Origin of the sequence: Conexibacter arvalis (assembly GCF_014199525.1) — a bacterium.
Taxonomy (GTDB): domain Bacteria; phylum Actinomycetota; class Thermoleophilia; order Solirubrobacterales; family Solirubrobacteraceae; genus Conexibacter; species Conexibacter arvalis.
In genome coordinates this window covers 1-18,640 of the sequence record NZ_JACHNU010000006.1, presented here as the reverse complement: position 1 = coordinate 18,640, position 18,640 = coordinate 1, and the positions used below count along the sequence as shown (strand labels likewise).

Here is an 18,640-nt window from a genome sequence, read left to right as displayed (position 1 = left end):
GTGCTCCTTCCGGTCGTTGGCGTCCTCAGGCGTTGCCCGGCAGGTCGCGATCGGAAACCACCAGGTCGCGCACGGCGGCGGCCGAGTCGGCCGCCAGCGCCGCGTGGGCGAGCGCCGCGGCGTCCTCGAGGTCGAGCTGCCGCACCGCCGCCTTGACGGCCGCGACCGACGGCGCGGCGACGCTCAGCTCGCGCACGCCGAGGCCGACCAGCAGCGGGACGGCGACCGGGTCGGCGGCCAGCTCGCCGCAGACGCCGACCCAGCGGCCGTTGGCGCGGGCGGCGTGGCAGACCTCGTGGACGAGCCGCAGGAGCGCGGGGTGGAGGCCGTCGGCGAGCTGCGCGAGCGCCGCGTTGCCGCGCTCGGCGGCGAGCGTGTACTGCGTCAGGTCGTTGGTCCCGAGCGAGAAGAAGTCGACGACGTGGGCGAGCTGGACCGACAGCAGCGCCGCCGCCGGCACCTCGACCATGATCCCGACCTCGAAGCCGTCGCGCGGGGTGCCGCCGACGTGGGCGCATGCCTCGTCGACCATCCTGCGCGCGGTGCGCACCTCGTCGACGGTCGCGACCATCGGGAACATCACCTTGATGTTCTCGTGCGCCGTCGCCGTGCGCACGATCGCGCGCAGCTGCGTGCGCAGCAGCTCCCGCCGGGCGAGGCCGAGGCGCAGGCCGCGGACGCCGAGGAAGGGGTTCTCCTCCGCGGGCATCGCCAGGTAGGGGAGCGGCTTGTCGGCGCCGGCGTCGAGCGTGCGGATCACCAGCGGTCGGCCTCCAAGGGCGGTCGCGGCGGCCTCGTACAGCGCCGTCTGCTCGTCCTCGTCGGGCATCGCGGGGCGGCCGAGGAAGGCGAACTCGGTCCGCAGCAGCCCGATGCCGTCGGCGCCGGCCGCGACCGCGGCGGCCGCGTCGTCGGCGTCGGCGGCGTTGGCGGCGACCTCGATCCGCGTCTCGTCGCGCGTGAACGCCGGCTGGTCGGCGGCGGCGCGGGCCTGCTCGGCGGCGGCCGCCTCGCGCGCGGCGCGCTCGCGGTAGGCGCGCTCGAGCTCGGGCGCCGGGTCCGGCACGAGCAGCCCGGCGGCGCCGTCGAGGATCGCGCGCGAGCCGTCGGGAAGGTCGAGCAGCGGCTCGCCGACCCCGACGACCGCCGGTACCCCGAGCGCACGCGCGAGGATCGCGCCGTGCGAGGTCGGCCCGCCGAGCGCCGTCGCGATCCCCTTCACCTCCGCCGGATCGATCGCCGCCGCGTCGAGCGGCGTCAGCTCGCGCGCGAGGAGGATGGCGGGGCCGGGGCGGTCGCCGGCGGCGGCTGCGTCGCTGGCGCCGGACGCCGCGCTGGCGGGTCCGCCCGTGCCGCTTGCGCCGGCTGCGCCGCTTGCGCCGGCTGCGCCGCCGGCGGGGCCGCCCGTGCCGCTTGCGCCGGCTGCGCCGCTGGCGCCGGCTGCGCCGCTGGCGGGGCCGCCCGTGCCGCTTGCGCCGGCTGCGCCGCCGGCGGGGCCGCCCGTGCCGCTTGCGCCGGCTGCGCCGCCGGTCGCGCCGGAGCCCTGGCCGCCGCCGGCCCGCTCGCGGGCGAGCGCGGCGAGGACGCGGCGGCCGAGGTCTGCGAGGTCGCCGGCGCGCTCGCGCTGGTACGGGTCCTCCAGCGCGCGGTAGCGGGCGGCGACCGCCTCGACGGCGTCGGCCCAGGCGCGGGCGGCGCTCGCCGATCGCTCGTCGATGGCAGCTCGCGCCGGGCCGAGCAGCGCGTCGTCGTCGAGCATCAGCGCGAGCGCGTCGAGGATCTCGGCCTCCTCGGCGCCGACCTGCGCGGCGAGCCGCTCGCGGCGCGCCTCGACGTCGGCGCGGACGGCCGAGCGCGCCCGCTCGAGCGCCGCCCACTCCTCGTCGGGGCCGCCCGCAGGCTCCTCCGCGATCGGCGGCTCGGCCTCCGCCGGCCCCGCGGCGCCGAGCCGCCGCAGCGGCGCGATCGCGATCCCGGGCGAGGAAGGGATCCCGGCGAGGGCGCCCGCGGGAGCGCCCGGCGGGAGGGGGCGCGCGGGCGGGGCGGCGTGACGGCCAAGGGTGGCGGGCTCGGGGCCGCGCGGCGGGGCGGCGCCCTCGGCGTCGCCGCTCCCGGCCGCGGCTGTCGGCTCGGCGGGTGGCGCTCCCTCGGCCTCGCCGCTTCCGGTTGCGGCTGTCGGCTCGGCGGGTGGCGCTCCCTCGGCCTCGCCGCTTCCGGTTGCTGCTGTCGGCTCGGCGGGTGGCGCTCCCTCGGCGAACGGCGGCTGGGGAGAGGACGGCGCGCCCAGCGCGCCGCTCGGCGCTCCCGCCTCGGGCGCCGCGGGGCCGGGTGCCGAGGCGGCGGACGTCGCGGCTCCGGGTGCCGCGCCCTCGCCCGCACCGCCGCTCGGCGCTCCCGCCTTGGGCGCCGCGGGGCCGGGTGCCGGGGCGGTGGGCGCCGCGGCGCCGCCGGTCGCGACGCGGCGGAGCGCGTCGATCGCCTGTTGCGCCTCGGGGCCGTGGGCGCGGACGACGATCTCGTGGCCCTCGCGGACGCCGAGGGTGGCGATGCCGTTGAGCGAGGTGGCGGGGGCGGGGCCGGCGCCGGTCGTCGCGTTCTCCACCTCGATCTGCGCATCGGCCGCCGCGGCGGCGCGCACGAACTGCGCAGCCGGTCGCGCGTGCAGCCCCTGCGAGACGGTCACGGCGAACCGCTCATCCAGCGCCGCGCCGCGATCTGCGTCAATCTGCCTACCGCTGCGGTAGGCAGATTGACGCAGCTCCCCGTCGGCGGGCTCGGGAGCGCCAAGGTGGGACTGTTTTCCGGCCAGCCCGGCGGAGGCCTCGGCGCAGACGTCGTCGGCCGATCCGCCGGCCTGGGCGGAGACCGCGGCGGCGACGGCGCCCTCGGCGAGCGGCGCGGGGCAGAGGCGGACCCGCTCGCCGGCCTCGGGCTCCAGCAGCTCGACCGCCATCTCGGCGCTGAGGACCGCCGAGCCGAGGTCCATCAGCACGACGACGCCGTCGCCGGAGCCGTCGTCGGCAGCCTCGACGGCCGCCATCACCCGCGCCGCATCGGTGCCGAGCGGCGCCGGCTCGCCCGCGGACGGCGGCTCCAGCCCGCCGGCCGGCTCCAACCGCACGTCGGCGGCCATCTCGCGTGCCAGCTCGACGACGCCCTCGGCCAGCCGCGCGGAGTGGGAGACGACGACGATGCCGACCATCAGCTCACCGCCGCTCCCGCCGCGTGCCGCTCCTCGCCCGCTCGTCGCCCATCGCGACCGCCGTGCGCAGCAGCCGGCCGGCCCGGCCCGCCGTCAGTCGCCGTCCCTCGCCCAGCCGAGCGTCCGCTGGACCGCCTCTCTCCACCGCGCGTAGCGCTGCTCGACCTCGCCCGAGTCCATGTTCGGCTCCCAGCGCTTGTCCTCGCCCCAGTTGCGCGTCACGTCGTCGGTTCCTCTCCAGACGCCGACCGCGATCCCGGCCGCGTAGGCGGCGCCGAGCGCGGTCGTCTCCGAGACGGTCGGGCGGATCGTCGGGACGCCGAGCACGTCGGCCTGGAACTGCATCAGCAGCTCGTTGGCGACCATGCCGCCGTCGACCTTCAGCTCCTTGAACGGCGCCTCGCTCGCCTCGTTGGCGGCGTCGACGACCTCGCGGCTCTGCCACGCCGTCGACTCCAGCACCGCGCGCGTGATGTGGGCCTTGTTCGTGTATGCGGTCAGACCGACGAGCACGCCGCGCGCGTCGTCTCTCCAGTACGGCGCGAACAGGCCCGAGAAGGCCGGCACGAAGTAGACGTCGCCGGTGTCCTCGACCTGCGCCGCCAGGCCCTCCGACTCCGGCGCCGTTCTGATGATCCCGAGCTGGTCGCGCAGCCATTGCACGCCCGCGCCGGTCACGGCGATCGAGCCCTCCAGCGCGTAGACCGCGTCCTGGTCGCCGATCTTGTAGCCGACGGTCGTCAGCAGCTTCTCGGAGGGGACCGGCTCGTTGCCGGTGTTGACGAGCAGGAACGATCCGGTGCCGTAGGTGTTCTTCGCCGTCCCCGGCTCGAAGCAGGCCTGCCCGAACAGCGCCGCCTGCTGGTCGCCGAGCACGCCGGAGATCGGCACGTCGTCGAGCACGCTGCGCTTCGTCTCGCCGTAGACCTCCGAGGAGGAGCGGATCTCCGGCAGCATCGCCCTCGGCAGCCCCATCACCGACAGCGCCTCGTCGGACCAGTCGAGCGTTCTCAGGTCCATCAGCATCGTGCGCGAGGCGTTGGTCACGTCGGTGACGTGGACGCCGCCCTCCGTGCCGCCGGTCAGGTTCCAGATCACGTACGTGTCCATCGTCCCGAACAGCACGTCGCCGGCCTCGGCCTTCTCCCGCACGCCCTCGACGTTGTCGAGGATCCACTTCGCCTTCGGGCCGGAGAAGTAGGTCGACAGCGGCAGGCCGCAGATCTCGCGCAGGCGGTCGGGGCCGCCGTCTCTCGCCAGCTCGGCGACGATCCCGGAGGTGCGCGTGTCCTGCCAGACGATCGCGTTGTAGACCGGTTTGCCGGTGTTCTTGTCCCACAGCACGGTCGTCTCGCGCTGGTTGGTGATGCCGATCGCCTTGATCTCACGCGGCCTCACGTCCGATCTGCCGAGCGCCTCGGCGATCACCTCTCTGATCCGCTGGCGGATCTCGTCCGGGTCGTGCTCGACCCAGCCGGCTCTCGGGTGGATCTGTCTGTGCTCGCGTTGGCCGACGCCGACGATGTTGCCGTCCGTGTCGAAGATGATGAAGCGGGAGCTCGAGGTTCCCTGGTCGATCGCACCGACGTACTCAGCCATCTGATCTCCTCATCTCGTCTCGCCCCATGCCTCCGCGGCGGCACGCAGCAGCAACGCTGAGGAGGCCGCGCCGGGGTCCAGGTGTCCGGCGCTCCGCTCGCCAAGGTAGCTGGCGCGCCCCTTTCTGGCGACCAGCGGGATCGTCTCCAGCGCACCCCGCTCGGCCGCCTCCGCGGCGGCTCGCAGACCGTCGGCCAGCGACGCGCCGTCGGCAGCCGCCGCGTCGAGCGCCTCGCGCGCGGGCACGAGCGCGTCGACCATCGTCTTGTCGCCGGGCTCGGCTCTGCCGCGCCGCTGCACGCCCGCGACGGCGGCCGACAGTGCCGCCGCCCACTCGGGCGCGCCCAGCTCCGGCTCGGGCCCGGCCTCTCTCAGCGCCGTCGCCATCCCGATGAAGAACGAGCCGTAGAGCGGCCCGGCCGCGCCGCCGACCGTCGACAGCAGCGTCATGCCGACCGCTCTCAGCTCGGTCGCGGGATGGTCCTCCGGCGCGCCGTCCATTCTCGCGACGACCGCCGCGAAGCCGCGCGCCATGTTGGCGCCGTGGTCGCCGTCGCCGATGTCGGCGTCGAGCCGGTTCAGGCGATCGCGGTCGCGCTCGAGCACGGCGGCGGTCATCCGCATCCAGTCAGGTACTCCCATGCACGCTCCTCGTCGGGCTCCTCACGCTCCCCAGCGCAGACCGGGGGTGTCGACCGGCGCATCCCACAGCGAGACGAGCTCGTCGTCGAGCTTCAGCAGGGTGATCGAGGCGCCGGCCATCTCCAGCGACGTGATGTAGCTGCCGATCAGGTTGCGCTCGATCGTGATCCCCCGATCGCCGAGCACCTGCGAAACCCGCCGGAAGGCGATCTCCAGCTCGATCTGCGGCGTCCCGCCCATGCCGTTGACGAACGCGAGCACGCGGTCGCCGCTCTCGAACGGGAGGTCGGTCAGGATCGGGTCGAGCAGGAGGTCGACGATCGCGTCGGCCGGCGCCAGTCTGACCCGCTGGCGTCCCGGCTCGCCGTGGATGCCGATGCCGATCTCCATCTCGTCCTCGGCCAGCTCGAAGGTCGCTCTGCCGACGTGCGGGACGACGCACGAGGTCAGCGCCATCCCCATCGAGCGGGCCTGCTCGTTCACGCGCCGGGCGAGCCCGGCCACCTCCCCGAGCGGCCGCCCGGCCTCGGCGGCCGCCCCGGCGATCTTCTCGGCCAGCACGGTCGCGCCGACGCCGCGGCGGCCGGCGGTGTAGGTCGAGTCCTGCACGGCGACGTCGTCGTCGATCAGGACCGACTCGACCTCGGCGCCCTCCGCGATCGCCAGCTCCGCGGCGGACTCGAAGTTCATCACGTCGCCGGTGTAGTTCTTGACGATGTGCAGGACGCCCGCGCCGCCGTCGATCGCCTGCGTCGCGGCGAGCATCTGGTCGGGCGTGGGGGAGGTGAAGACCGCCCCCGGGCAGGCGGCGTCGAGCATGCCGGGGCCGACGAAGCCGCCGTGCATCGGCTCGTGCCCGGAGCCGCCGCCGGAGAGCACGCCGACCTTCCCCTGCACGGGGGAGTCGGCGCGCACGACGTAGTTGGGGTCGAAGTTGACGCGGAGGCGGTCGCCGTACGCGGCGGCGACCCCCTCCAACGCCTCTCTGACGACCTCCTCGGGGTCGTTGATCAGCTTCTTCATGGCGCGCCCCGTGGCGGCGGGACGTCGCTGCCGACATCGCGGTCGCGGACGGTGCGGCCGGGCGGGATGTCGCCGGCGTAGCCGGCGCGCGCGCCGCGCTCGTCGACCTCGACCTCGGTCACACCCTCCTCCTCCACGCCGACATCGGGCTGGACGCCGCGCGCCTTCAGCACGTTGCCGAGGAAGAAGTCGTAGAGCACACCGCCGATCACCCCGCCGACGAAGGGACCGACGATCGGGATCCACATGTAGCTGTTGACATTGCCGTAGTCGCCTGGGACGGCGATCTCCTTCCAGCCGTAGATCCACGTGACCAGCCGCGGTCCGAGGTCACGCGCCGGGTTGATCGCGTACCCGGAGTTCGCGCCGAACGAGAGGCCGATCGCGACGACGATGAAGCCGACGATCAGCGGCGCGAGGTTCGACTTCGGCGGCTGGTTCATGTTGTCGATCAGCGAGAAGATCGCGAACACGAGGATCGCTGTGCCGACGACCTCGTCGAGGAACGGGCCCCACCAGTTGCCGAAGTAGGCGGCCGGGAAGGTCGCGAAGATCGAGTAGGTCGTGAGCGAGTCCGGCGTGCCGCGGGTGATGTCTCTCGCCCGTTCGAGCGAATCGATCGAGGCGCCGTACACCTGGTAGAGGAGTATCGCCGCGACGAACGCGCCGGCGACCTGCGCCACGATGTAGGACGGCACCTTCCTCCATGGGAAGCCGCGCCAGGTCGCGAGCGCGAGGGTTACAGCCGGGTTGATGTGGGCGCCGGTGATGCCACCGGCCGCGTACACGCCGAAGGTGACGCCGAGCCCCCATCCGAAGGCGATGATGAGCCAGCTCGCGGTGTCGAACGTGCCGCGGCCTGACTCCGGGAGTGCGGCCACCGCCATCGCGACGGAGCCGACACCGAACATGATGAGGATGAACGTCCCGGCGAACTCGCCGAGTGCATCCCCGAGTGTTGAGCGCCGCCAAGCTGCATCGGGGCCGAACAGCGAAGTCCCGCCAGGCTTGGGCGCTGGCTGTGTGGCGGACATGACTTCGGCGTACCCCGAACCGCGAACGACGAAAGCCCGGTGAGTAACGTTCACACCATGCGCAACCCACTGCCGCAGTCGGCGCTGGAGCGGCCGTTCGACGTGATCGTGATCGGAGCGGGGATCAACGGCGCCGGGATCGCCCGCGACGCCTCGCTGCGCGGGTTGTCGGTGCTGCTGGTCGACAAGCACGACATCGGGGCCGGCACGACCAGCCGCTCGACGCGGCTGGTCCACGGCGGCCTGCGCTACCTGGAGCACCGCGAGCTGCCGCTCGTGCGCGAGTCGCTGCGCGAGCGCGAGGTGCTGCTGCACATCGCGCCCCACCTCGTCCACCCGCTGTCGTTCCTGCTGCCCGTCTACGAGGAGCACAGACGCGGCACGAAGCTGATCCGCATGGGCATGATGGCCTACGACGCGCTGTCGCTCGACAAGTCGATGTCGCGCCACCGGATGCTCAACCGCGCCGAGGCGCTGCAGCGCGAGCCGGGCCTGCGCCGCGAGAGACTGCGCGGCGCCGCCGCCTACTACGACGCGCAGGCCGAGTACCCGGAGCGGCTGTCGCTGGAGAACGCGCTCGACGCCCGCCGGCTCGGCGCGGTCGTGCTGCCGTACATGCGCGTGACCGAGCTGCAGCGCGGTCAGGGCGGGCGCGTCAGCGGCGTCGCGCTCCACGACGAGCTGCACGAGGTCGACCACGTCGCCCACGGCGCCGTGATCGTCAACGCCGCCGGGCCGTGGGTCGACCGCGTGCTCGGGCCGATCGAGCCGGCCGGCCAGCGGATGATCGGCGGCACGAAGGGATCGCACCTCGTCGTGGAGCCGTTCCCGGGGGCGCCGAAGGAGGCGGTCTACGCCGAGGCGGTCGAGGACGGGCGGCCGTACTTCGTCGTGCCGTGGAACGGCCTCTACCTGATCGGCACGACCGACACGCGCTTCGAAGGCGACCTCGACCGCGTCGAGGCGACCGACGAGGAGGTCGCCTACCTCGTCTCGGAGACGAACAAGCTCTTCCCCGAGGCGGGGCTGTCACCCGAGAAGGTGCTCTACACCTACGCGGGCGTGCGGCCGCTGCCGGCGGCGCCGGAGGGCGACGAGGCGTCGATCACCCGCAGCCACGTGATCCACGATCACGCGCCGGGGGTCGAGGGGCTGCTGTCGATCGTCGGCGGCAAGATCACGACCTACCGCCAGCTGGCCGAGGAGGTCGTCGACGCGGTCGTCAAGAAGCTCGATCGCAAGGCCGGCAAGTGCCGCACCCACCAGATCCCGCTGCCGGGCGGGACGGCGTACAGATTCGAGCTGTTCCGCGACCGCTTCCACGCGACCAGCGGCCTGCCGCGCGCGACCGCCGACCGGCTGCTGCGGATCTACGGCACACGCGCGGCGGAGGTCGTCGACCACGCCAACGGCCGCCCGGCGCTGCGCGAGCCGTTCGACGCGGAGACCGGCGCGATCGGCGCCGAGATCGCCTTCACGCTCCAGACCGAGCTGGCGGAGACGCTCGCCGACGTGCTCGCGCGGCGGACGATGGTCGGCTTCGGCGCCGACGCCGGCCTGTCCGCGGTCGACGCCGCCGCCGAGATCGCCGTCCGCCACCTTGGCTGGGACGACGCGCGCGCCGAGCGCGAGGCCGCCCGCTTCCGCGCCGAGGCGGAGCTGCTGCGGCCGCGCGCCTACAGCGCGAGCTGACAGTCGGCCAGCTCGTCGTCGCGCTCGGCGGCGGCGACCGTCGTCTCGGCGTCGTCGTCACGCGGCCGGCCGTGTTCGGTCAGCTCGTGCAGGTACGTGGCGATGACGCCGAGCGCGGCCCGCTCGCGTCGGTCGCTGCCGCGGCGGGGGATCTCCGTGACGGTGCGTGCGGCCATGAACGTCCCTCCTTGGTTCGATTTGCTTCGAACTCAACGTAGCACCGTTCCGAAGATGCACCAACGATCTGGGCGCGGGCCAGCGGCATGCGCTGCGCTGCGGCGGGCGGAGGTCGCCCGCCGCGGCGGACCTCATGCGGCCCCTCGCGCGCTCAGGCCGCGGGCGTCGTCGGGTCGGGCTGGGCGGCGGCCTGGCCGGCGTCGGCCGCGGGCTCGCCGGGCGTCGAGCCCGGCTCGTCGACCTGCTCGCCCTCGGCTCTCGCCATCGCCATGATCGCCGCCGCGCCCGCGAGGCCGGCGACGAGCTGCGCCAGCGCCCAGCCGCTGCCCCACCGCTCGCGGCCGCGGCCGGCGTCGAGCGACAGCGGGCCCGGGCCGGCGTCGGTGATCGCCGCCGCGGTGCCGATGATCACCGCGTTGTACTCCCAGCCCCCTTCGGTCACCCACGGCCCTCTCGGCCCGTGGACGGTGATGATCGCGGTCGCCATCGCCCCGGTCACCGCGGCGCCGCCGAGCGGCGTCATCAGCCCGAGGGCGATCAGCGCGCCGCCGCCCGCCTCGGCGGCGCCGGCCGCCAGCGCGTTCCGTCTTCCCGGTCTCAGCCCGAGCGACTCCAGGAACTGGCCGGTGCCCTTGGGTCCGTGGCCGCCGAACCAGCCGAACAGCTTCTGCGTGCCGTGGCCGATCATCAGCCCGCCGAGCAGCAGCCGCACGAGCGTCATGCCGAACTTCATCGCGTCGCCTCCAGCGTCGAGGTGGGATACCGCTCCTTCGCTCGCCGCTGCGGGGCCGCTCCAAACCACGTTGGCGCGGGTAGGTTGCCCGCATGCTGCTCTCCGTGATGGTCGAAGGCCAGGAGGACGTCACCTGGCCCAACTGGCGGGCGCTGGCCGAGACGGCCCAGCGGCTCGGCTACACCGGCCTCTACCGCTCCGACCACTACCTCTCCGTCGTCGGCCGCGAGGAGCGCGGGGCGCTCGACGCGTGGGGGACGATCTGCGCGCTCGGGCCGATCACCGAGCGGATCCGCCTCGGCACGGTCGTCTCGCCGGCGTCCTTCCGCCACCCGTCGATCCTCGCGAAGCTGGTCGTGACGGCCGACCACGTCTCCAGAGGCCGCGCCGAGCTCGGCCTCGGCGCCGGCTGGCTGGAGGAGGAGCACCTCCGCTACGGCTTCCCGTTCCTGCCCGTCGGAGAGCGGTTCGACGTGCTCGAGGAGCAGCTGGAGATCATCACGCGCAGCTGGGCCGGCAAGCCGTTCTCCTTCCACGGCGCCCACTACGCGATCGAGCAGCTCGACGCGCTCCCGACGGCGCTCCAGGACCCGCGCCCGCTGCTGCGCGTCGGCGGCCGCGGCAAGCGCGCGGCCTCGCGCTCGCCGCCCGCTTCGCCGACGAGTACAACACCGTCCACCAGTCGCCGGCGCAGTGCGCGGCGATCCGCGCGGCGCTCGACGACGCCTGCGTCGCCGCCGGCCGCGACCCCGCCGACCTGCCGATGTCGCTGATGACCGGCTTCGTCGTCGGCCGCGACGAGGCGCAGCTGCTGCGTCGCGCGGAGGCGATCCTCGACTGGCTCGGCCGCGGCGAGGAGGAGGTGGAGGAGGCGCTGGCGCAGCTGCGCGAGAGCTGGCTGGTCGGCACGCCCGACGAGATCGCCGAGCGGGTCGCCGAGTACAGCGCCGCCGGCGTCACGCACGTGATGCTCCAGCACCACCTGCACGAGGACGACCACGCGCTGGAGCTGATGGCGGAGCGGCTGCTGCCCGGGTGAGGCGGGGCCGCAGGCCGGCGCTACGCCGGCTCGCCGGACCCCTGCAGGTAGGCGAGCACCGCCAGCACGCGGCGGTGGTCGGTGTCGGAGGGCGGCAGCGAGAGCTTCCCGAAGATGTTCGAGATGTGCTTCTCGACGGCGCCCTCGGTGACGACGAGGGAGGCGGCGATCGCGCCGTTGGAGCGGCCCTCTGCCATCAGCTTCAGCACCTCGGACTCGCGCGGCGTCAGGTCCTCCAGCGGCCCACCTCCGGTGCGGCGGGTGACGAGCTGGGCGACGACCTCCGGGTCCATCGCCGTGCCGCCGCCGGCCACCCGCTCGACCGCGTCGACGAACTCGCGCACGTCGGCGATGCGGTCCTTCAGCAGGTAGCCGACGCCGCCCTGACCGTCGGCGAGCAGCTCGGTCGCGTAGGTCTCCTCGACGTACTGGGAGACGATCAGGATCGCCGTGCCCGGGACCCGTCTGCGCGCCTCCAGCGCCGCGCGCACGCCCTCGTCGCGGAAGGTCGGCGGCAGCCGCACGTCGCAGACGGCGATGTCGGGCTTGTGGCCGTGGACGGCGCGCACGAGCGCGTCGCCGTCCTCGACGGCGGCGACGACCTCGTGGCCGTTGTCGCGCAGCAGCCGGATCATGCCGTCGCGCAGCAGCGCGAGGTCCTCGGCGATCACGACGCGCATCGGGCGGGGGTGGGGCGGCGGGCGCGGGTCACGACCCGCACGGTACCTCGGCGTGCAGCGTCGTGCCGGACGACCGCGGGCTCATCACGTGCAGCTCGCCGTCGAGCGCCTCGATCCGGCGTCTCAGCCCGACCAGCCCGCTGCCGGCCGGATCGGCGCCGCCGACGCCGTCGTCGGCGACCTCGACGACCAGTCGCGCGTCGACCAGCTGGAGGCGGACCAGCACCCGCAGCGCGCGGCTGTGCTTCGTCGCGTTGGCGAGCGCCTCGGCGACGACGAAGTAGGCGGCCGCCTCGATCGACGGCGGCATCCGCTCGGGCACGTCGGCCTCGATCGTCACCGCCAGCGGGCTGCGGGCGGCGAGCGCGGTCACGGCCGCCTCCAGGCCGCGGTCGCTGAGGATCGGCGGGTGGATCCCGCGCGCGAGGTCGCGCAGCTCGGTCAGCGCCGTCTTCGCCTCGCCGCGCGCCTCGGCCAGCAGCTCGCGCGCCGTCTCGGGGTCGCTGTCGAACTTGTCCTCCGCCATCCCGAGGTTCATCGCGAGCGCGACCAGCCGCGCCTGCGCGCCGTCATGGAGGTCGCGCTCGATCCGCTGCAGCTCCGCCGCCTGGGCGTCGACGGCGCCGGCGCGCGTCGTCGTCAGCACCTCGACCCGCTCGGCCAGTGCCTGCTCGCGGCTGGCGCGCAGCAGCGGCCGCATCAACGCCAGCTCGGCGATCGTCAGCGCGCGCACGACCCAGCCGCAGACGGGCAGCAGCACGACGCCGATCGCCGCCGTCAGCAGCGCCAGCGGCAGGTTGTCGACCTCGTAGATCCCGACGTTGGCCGACTCGGGCAGCGCCCAGAACCAGAGCGGCAGCGTGACCATCCCGACGACGAGGCCCCACAGCATCAGCGCCACCAGCGACAGCGCGAAGCCGAGCGTCCCGCACAGCAGCGTCCAGGTGAAGTCCTTCCACGTCGCCGGGTCCTTCGCCATCAGCTTGAGGCGGTGAAACCAGCCCGAGCCTCTCGGGACCGCGTGGTAGCGCTCCGGGATCGGCTCGCCGAGCACGAGCGCCGCGCGGTGGCGCTCCAACCGCGCGAACCAGCGGAAGGCGTAGAAGGAGCCGAGCGCGACCGCGAAGCCGATCACGAAGACCAGCAGCGACAGCGTCACCGAGACGGCGGTCACCCAGACGCAGAAGCCGACGATGCTGGTGACGAAGCCGACGCTGTGGAAGGCGAAGTCGCGCCCCCACTCGGGGAGCCGCCGCCAGCCGAGCGGTCGCAGCGTCATCGTCGGCTCCATCGCCATCGTCGGATTATCGTGCGTCGTGTCGGTCATGCGATCCTCGCGGTCCAGGGGGCGCGGCGTAGTGCAAGGATCGGGGGCGGGGCCGGCCGGCGCCATGGCGCGAGCGGGCGTCCGGGGCTGGGGATAACCCGACAGGTCGACGGAGCGCTGACGTGCCCGCTTCGCGCTCTACGATGCGGCGGCGATGTCGCAGATCGGGGTTCGACGCAGACCGGCCGCGGCCGCTCCCGGCCGCCTCCGCGAGCGCGGCGAGGAGCTGCGCGCGATCGCCGCCGCGCTGGCGGCGGCGCGGGCCGGCGAGGGATCGCTGCTGCTGGTCGAGGGGCCGGCTGGGATCGGCAAGACGCGGCTGCTCGACGCCGCGCGGTGTCGGGCGCGCGAGCTGGGCCTCGACCTGCTGTCGGCGCGTGGGGCGGAGCTGGAGCAGGAGCTGCCGTTCGGAGTCGTGCGCCAGCTGCTGGAGGCGCGGGTCGCCGGGCTCGGCGAGGAGGCCCGCACGGCGCTGCTCGACGGCCACGCGGCGCGGGCGGTGCGGCTGCTGGACGGGGCAGAGGAGGGCGTCGCCGGCTCCGACCCGCTGCCGGAGCTGCTGCACGCGCTCCACTGGCTGTGCGCGACGCTCGCCGCCCGGCGGCCGCTCGTGCTGGTCGTCGACGACGCCCACTGGGCCGACGGGCCGTCGCTGCGCTGGCTCCACTACCTGGCGGGCCGCGTCGAGGACCAGCCGCTGCTCGTGTTGGTCGCCGCCCGGCCAGCCGAGCCCGGCGCGACCGTCCCGCCGGCGACGGCGCTGGGCGCGGTTCCCGGCGCGGTGCGGATCGCTCCGGCGGCGCTCAGCGCCGCGGCGGTCGCCGAGGCGGTGCGCGAGCGGCTCGACGTCGCCGACGAGGAGCTCTGCGCCGCCTGCCATCGCGTCACCGGCGGCAACCCGTTCCTGTTGCGCGAGCTGCTGACGACGCTGCGCGACGGCGGCGCGACCGTCGCCGCGGTCGAGGCGGCCGACGCGCGCGACGTCTCGCGCTCGGTGCTCGCGCGCGTGCGGCGGCTGCCGCAGTCGGCCGAGGGGCTGGTGCGGGCGCTGGCGCTGCTCGGCGACGACGCGCCGCTCGACGTCGTCGCCGAGCTGGCCGGCGCCGACCTCTCCTCCGCGCGCGCGAACGCGGACGCGCTGGCGGCCGCGGGCCTGCTCGACGCCGGTCCCCGCCTCCGCTTCGTCCACCCGCTCGTGCGCGCGTCGATCGCGGCGCAGCTGCCGGCCGGCGAGCGGGCCCACCTCCACGGCCGCGCCGCGCGGCTGCTGCACGCGCGCGGGGCCGAGTCCGGGATCGTCGCGCTCCACCTCGACGCGGCCGAGCCGAGCGGCGACCCGTGGGCGGTCGCGACGCTGCGCTCGGCGGCCGGCCGCGCGCTGCGCAGCGGCGCGCCCGAGGTCGCCGCCCGCCACCTGCGGCGGGCGCTGGCCGAGCCGGCGTCGGCCGAGCTGCGGCCGCGGCTGCTGCTGGAGCTGGGACGGGCGGCGGCGGCGCAGCTGGGGCCGGGCGCGGAGGAGGACCTGACCGCCGCGCTCGACGCTGCGCCCGACGACGCGGCGCGTGCCGTCGCCGCGCTGGAGCTGGGGCGCGTGCTGGTGCTGGCGGAGCGGCCGATCCCGGCGCTGGCGACGCTCGACCGCGGCGTGCGGGCGGCGCGCGGCCTCGGCGACTCGGAGCTGCTGCTGCGGCTGGAGGCCGAAGCGCTGACGGCCGGCAACACCAGCCTCGAGCGGGCGCGGCTGGTGCCGCCCCGGGCCGAGGCGCTGCTCGCGCAGGTCACGGCCGGGGCGACGGTCGGCGAGCGGCTGGTGCTGGCAGGAATCGTCTGGCATTGGGCGATGGCGGTCGCGCGCAGCGCCGAGGAGACGGCCGAGCTGGCCGAGCGCGCGCTCGCCGGCGGCGCGACGCTCGCGGTCGCGACCGCCGACGCGCCGCTGATCCACAGCGCCGCGGCGGCGCTGACGATGGCCGACCGGCTCGCCTCGGCGGAGAACCATCTGACGGCGGCGATGGAGGAGGCGCGGCGGCGCGGTTCGGTCAGCGGGCTGGCGCTGGCGGCCTGCTGGCGCTCGTGGGCCGGCTACCGCCGCGGGGCGCTGGCGGCGGCCGAGGAGGACGCGACGCTGGCGGTGCGGCTGTCGTCGCGCAGCGGCCGCGGCCTCGGCAGCGCGGTCGCGCTGTCGGTGCTGATCGAGTGCCGCGTCGCGCGCGGAGCGGTCGCAGAGGCCCGCGACGCCTTCGCGCGCTGGCACGAGCCGGAGCCGATGGGGGAGACGACGCTGTACGGGCCGCTGCTGGCGAGCGAGGGGCGGCTGCACGCGCTCGCCGGAGACCTGCCGGCCGCGAGACGAGCGCTGGAGGCATGCCGCGAGCGCCATGAGCTGCTCGGCTTGCGCAATCCCGGCTCGGCGACCTGGCGGGCGGGGCTGGCGCGGCTGGCGGCGGTCGAGGGCGACGGCGCCGAGGCGCGGCGGCTGGCGCACGAGGAGCTGGAGATCGCGCGTGCGTGGGGCGGGCCGCGCAACCTCAGCATGGCGCTGCGGACCGTCGCCGCGCTGAGCGACGACGGGGCGCGGCGGCGGGAGCTGCTGGAGGAGGCGGTCGCGCTGGGGGAGCGGTCGGAGGCGCGGTTGGAACGGGTGCGTGCGCTGGAGGCGCTCGGCGCCGAGCGGGCGGCGGTCGGCGGCGAGGGCGACCTCGCGGTCGCGCGCGAGCTGCTGCGCGCGGCGCTCGACGGGGCGGCGGCCTGCGGCGCGGCGCCGCTGGTCCACTCGCTGCGGGCGGCGCTGGTGAGAGCCGGGGCGCGGCCGCGGCGCCTGCGGTCGAGCGGCGTCGGGGCGCTGACGCCGAGCGAGCGGCGGATCGCCGGGCTGGCTGCAGAGGGGCTCTCCAACCGCGCGATCGCCGAGCGCGAGTTCCTCGCCGTGCGGACCGTCGAGCTGCACCTGACGCGCAGCTACCGCAAGCTCGGGATCGACTCGCGCGCCAGATTGGCCGCGGCGCTGCGCGACGGTCGCTGAGCGGGCGCCGGCCGCCGCGTCCGGCCGGCGGGACCGAGAGGTTTTCGCCGCCCGACCGCACTCTTTCTCAGGCCTCCGGCGCTGCCGCCGAAAGGACGGGGTGGACCTGTCCCCAAGCGAAGGAGAAGCCGGATGAGATCGACGTGGACGAGAGCGGTCGCGGGAGCGGTGACGGCCCTCCTGCTGGTCGCGCTGACGCCCGCGAACGCGCAGGCGGCGGCGGGATGGTCGACCGGCTCGCCGATGTCGATCGAACGCAACGCCCTGACCGCGACCGCCCTGCGGGACGGCACGGTGCTCGCCGTCGGCGGGCAGCGCGGCGCGAGCCCGTGGCCGGCGATCGCCACGGCCGAACGGTGGGATCCCGCGACCGGGACGTGGCGGCCGGCCGGCGCGATGAGAGCGGCGCGCCGCGGCCACAGCGCGACGCTGCTGCGCGACGGCCGCGTGCTGGTCGCCGGCGGCGGCGCCGACAGCGCCTCGTTGGCGACGGCGGAGATCTACGATCCTGCGACCGACGGCTGGAGCGACGCGGCCCCGATGGGGACGGGTCGGCAGAACCACACGGCCGTCCTGCTGGAGGACGGGCGCGTGCTGGTCGTCGGCGGTCTCGCGCCCTCGACCGCCCCGCTCGACACCGCCGAGCTCTACGACCCGCAGGCCGACGCGTGGACGCCGGTCTCCGAGGCGATGGCCAGCCGCCGTGCCGAGGCCGGCGCGGCGCTGCTGCCCGACGGCAGCGTGCTGATCGCCGGCGGCCGCGCGAGCGGCCACGTCGCGACCGCGAGCGCCGAGCGCTACGACCCGGTTGAGGACGGCTTCGAGCCGCTGCCGCCGATGGCGACGCCGCGCGCCGCCTTCCCGCTGGTCGCGCTGCCGGGGAGGCTGCTCGCGGTCGGCGGCTCGATCGACGGGTGGTCGGCCGTGACCGGCACGAGCGAGTGGTTCGACGTGGCCGGCGGGCGGTGGAAGCCGGCGCCGGCGATGGGCTACGAGCGGGCGTCGCATGCGGCGACCGTGCTGAGCAGCGGCGACGTGCTCGCGACCGGCTTCTGGTCGGAGAGCGAGCTGCTGGGAGCCGGCGCGGAGGGTGCTGAGGGGTGGCGTGAGGTGGAGCCGATGCCGCGCGAGCTCGCCAACTACGCGCAGGTGCTGCTGCGCGACGGCAGAGTCGCCGTGATCGGAGGCTGCGACTGCGGCGACGCCTTCCCCGACCTGTTCCTGTACACGCCGGCGACGAGCGCCGACGCTCCGCCGGCCGACTTCGGCGACGTCGTCGCGGGCCTGCGCAGCCCGCTGACCTGGGTGCCGGTCGAGAACACCGGCCGCGAGCCGCTGTGGGTCGAGCGGTCGACCGTCTCGGGGCCCGACGCCTCGCGCTTCGCGGTCGAGGTTGACACCTGCGACGGCAGAGCGGTGGCGCCGGGCCGCAGCTGCCGCATCGGCCTGCGCTTCCGACCGGCCGCTGCGGGCGCCGCGACCGCGACGCTGACGCTCGACGCCAACGACGCCGCCGGTCCGGTGGAGATCCCCCTCGCCGGCGCCGGCGTCGCGGCGCCGGCCGGAACGCCGGGGGCGGACGGGGCCGACGGGGCGGCGGGGCCTGCGGGGCCTGTTGGGCCGGTCGGGCCGGTCGGGCCGGTTGGGCCGGCCGGCAGAGATGGCGAGACGGGCGCGGCCGGCGCGAGCGCCGGGCTGCCGCGCGTGACCTGCACGTCGAAGCCGCTGAAGCCGACCGGGAGAGGCCGCAGACGCAAGCAGCGGATCCGCACCACCTGCAAGGTGACGTCGGCCAAGCCCGCGACCCGCGCGACCCGCGTCCGCGTCGCCGCCGGTGCCCGCACGATCGCGCGCGGCACCCTCCGCGCCGGCCGCCGCACGGTGACCCTCCGCGCGATCACCGCCACGCCACCGCGCGGCCGCGTCACCGTGACGCTGCGCTGAGCGGAGGGAGGCCCACCGCCGGACCGGCGGGCCGCGCCGGCCCGAGAACGACGAAGGCCCGCTCCAAGGAGCGGGCCTTCCACGATGCGGCTGAGAGGACTTGAACCTCCACGAGCCGAAGCTCACAGGCACCTGAAGCCTGCGCGTCTACCGATTCCGCCACAGCCGCACGGGACCAGCCAGGCGAAGATACACGTTCTCGCTCCGAGACGGCGTCGCGGTCGCCTCCCGCACCCCGCCGCACGTCCCAGCCGCTTCCGTGACGGGCCGCACATCCCGCGCGCGCACGCCTTTGCTACCCTCCTCTCCGCGCGCTGCTCATGCGGAGCGCACCAGTCCTGCCGCTATCGTCTAGGGGACTAGGACGCCGCCCTCTCACGGCGGAAACCGGGGTTCGAATCCCCGTAGCGGTACTGCGAGAAAGCCCCGCAAACGAGGCTGTCGCGCAAAGTGCGCGGCGGCCTCGGGCGGGGCTTTCTATTTGTGAGGTTCTCGTGGTCGGCGGCGGGGCCAGCGGGCCAGGACA

At 75.3% G+C, this 18,640-nt stretch carries 13 protein-coding genes, 2 tRNA genes and 1 pseudogene; 6 read left to right on the top strand and 10 right to left on the bottom strand.

All coding sequences use genetic code 11. The features are described 5' to 3' along the window. Window positions 1-25 precede the first annotated feature (25 nt). From ptsP to BDZ31_RS18095, 5 genes are all read right to left on the bottom strand, one after another. Window positions 26-3,202, bottom strand: a complete 3,177-nt coding sequence (gene ptsP, locus BDZ31_RS18115) for a phosphoenolpyruvate--protein phosphotransferase (RefSeq protein ID WP_183343772.1) — start codon at window positions 3,200-3,202, stop codon at window positions 26-28. Between the two features lie 93 nt (window positions 3,203-3,295). Next, on the bottom strand, window positions 3,296-4,801 hold the full coding sequence (glpK, locus tag BDZ31_RS18110) for a glycerol kinase GlpK (protein ID WP_183343771.1): 1,506 nt from the start codon (window positions 4,799-4,801) through the stop codon (window positions 3,296-3,298). Between the two features lie 9 nt (window positions 4,802-4,810). Then, the gene (gene dhaL, locus BDZ31_RS18105) at window positions 4,811-5,443 is read right to left on the bottom strand and encodes a dihydroxyacetone kinase subunit DhaL (RefSeq protein ID WP_183343770.1); all 633 of its coding nucleotides are present in this window, start codon (window positions 5,441-5,443) and stop codon (window positions 4,811-4,813) included. A 21-nt stretch (window positions 5,444-5,464) separates the two neighbouring features. Beyond that, a complete protein-coding gene (gene dhaK / locus BDZ31_RS18100; RefSeq protein WP_183343769.1) occupies window positions 5,465-6,466 on the bottom strand; it encodes a dihydroxyacetone kinase subunit DhaK in 1,002 nt (333 codons plus the stop codon). Continuing rightward, a complete protein-coding gene (locus BDZ31_RS18095) occupies window positions 6,463-7,377 on the bottom strand; it encodes an MIP/aquaporin family protein (protein WP_425492740.1) in 915 nt (304 codons plus the stop codon). The genes dhaK and BDZ31_RS18095 overlap by 4 nt, the downstream gene beginning before the upstream one ends. 180 nt (window positions 7,378-7,557) lie before the next feature. Here BDZ31_RS18095 and glpD point away from each other — a divergent pair, with 180 nt between their 5' ends. Beyond that, window positions 7,558-9,192, top strand: a complete 1,635-nt coding sequence (glpD, locus tag BDZ31_RS18090) for a glycerol-3-phosphate dehydrogenase (protein WP_183343767.1) — start codon at window positions 7,558-7,560, stop codon at window positions 9,190-9,192. On the opposite strand, the gene BDZ31_RS18085 is transcribed toward glpD, so the two are convergent. After that, window positions 9,177-9,368, bottom strand: a complete 192-nt coding sequence (locus BDZ31_RS18085; RefSeq protein ID WP_183343766.1) for a hypothetical protein — start codon at window positions 9,366-9,368, stop codon at window positions 9,177-9,179. The two genes, glpD and BDZ31_RS18085, sit on opposite strands and share 16 nt — an antisense overlap. 152 nt (window positions 9,369-9,520) lie before the next feature. Beyond that, entirely contained in the window at window positions 9,521-10,102 is a 582-nt protein-coding gene (locus tag BDZ31_RS18080; protein WP_183343765.1) for a DoxX family protein, read from the bottom strand. A gap of 92 nt (window positions 10,103-10,194) precedes the next feature. On the opposite strand from BDZ31_RS18080, the pseudogene BDZ31_RS25115 reads away from it, so the two are divergent. Beyond that, window positions 10,195-10,725, top strand: a pseudogene (locus BDZ31_RS25115) (LLM class flavin-dependent oxidoreductase); the annotation flags it as partial. Further along, complete coding sequence (locus tag BDZ31_RS18075; RefSeq protein WP_246345509.1) at window positions 10,611-11,141, top strand: LLM class flavin-dependent oxidoreductase; 531 nt, start codon at window positions 10,611-10,613, stop codon at window positions 11,139-11,141. The pseudogene BDZ31_RS25115 and the gene BDZ31_RS18075, both read left to right, overlap by 115 nt. A 20-nt stretch (window positions 11,142-11,161) precedes the next feature. Here the strand turns inward: BDZ31_RS18075 and BDZ31_RS18070 are convergent, their stop codons facing one another. Next, entirely contained in the window at window positions 11,162-11,821 is a 660-nt protein-coding gene (locus BDZ31_RS18070) for a response regulator (RefSeq protein WP_183343763.1), read from the bottom strand. A 28-nt stretch (window positions 11,822-11,849) separates the two neighbouring features. Then, a complete protein-coding gene (locus BDZ31_RS18065) occupies window positions 11,850-13,148 on the bottom strand; it encodes a sensor histidine kinase (RefSeq protein WP_183343762.1) in 1,299 nt (432 codons plus the stop codon). Window positions 13,149-13,302: 154 nt separating this feature from the next. Here BDZ31_RS18065 and BDZ31_RS18060 point away from each other — a divergent pair, with 154 nt between their 5' ends. Together BDZ31_RS18060 and BDZ31_RS18055 are read left to right on the top strand one after the other, a co-directional pair. Continuing rightward, the gene (locus BDZ31_RS18060; RefSeq protein WP_183343761.1) at window positions 13,303-16,170 is read left to right on the top strand and encodes an ATP-binding protein; all 2,868 of its coding nucleotides are present in this window, start codon (window positions 13,303-13,305) and stop codon (window positions 16,168-16,170) included. Between the two features lie 132 nt (window positions 16,171-16,302). Further along, complete coding sequence (locus BDZ31_RS18055) at window positions 16,303-18,114, top strand: Kelch repeat-containing protein (RefSeq protein WP_183343760.1); 1,812 nt, start codon at window positions 16,303-16,305, stop codon at window positions 18,112-18,114. Between the two features lie 85 nt (window positions 18,115-18,199). Here BDZ31_RS18055 and BDZ31_RS18050 read toward each other — a convergent pair. Then, window positions 18,200-18,283, bottom strand: a tRNA-Leu gene (locus BDZ31_RS18050). 171 nt (window positions 18,284-18,454) lie between these two features. Between BDZ31_RS18050 and BDZ31_RS18045 the strand changes: the two genes are divergently transcribed. Then, window positions 18,455-18,527, top strand: a tRNA-Glu gene (locus BDZ31_RS18045). The last annotated feature ends 113 nt before the right edge of the window (window positions 18,528-18,640 follow it).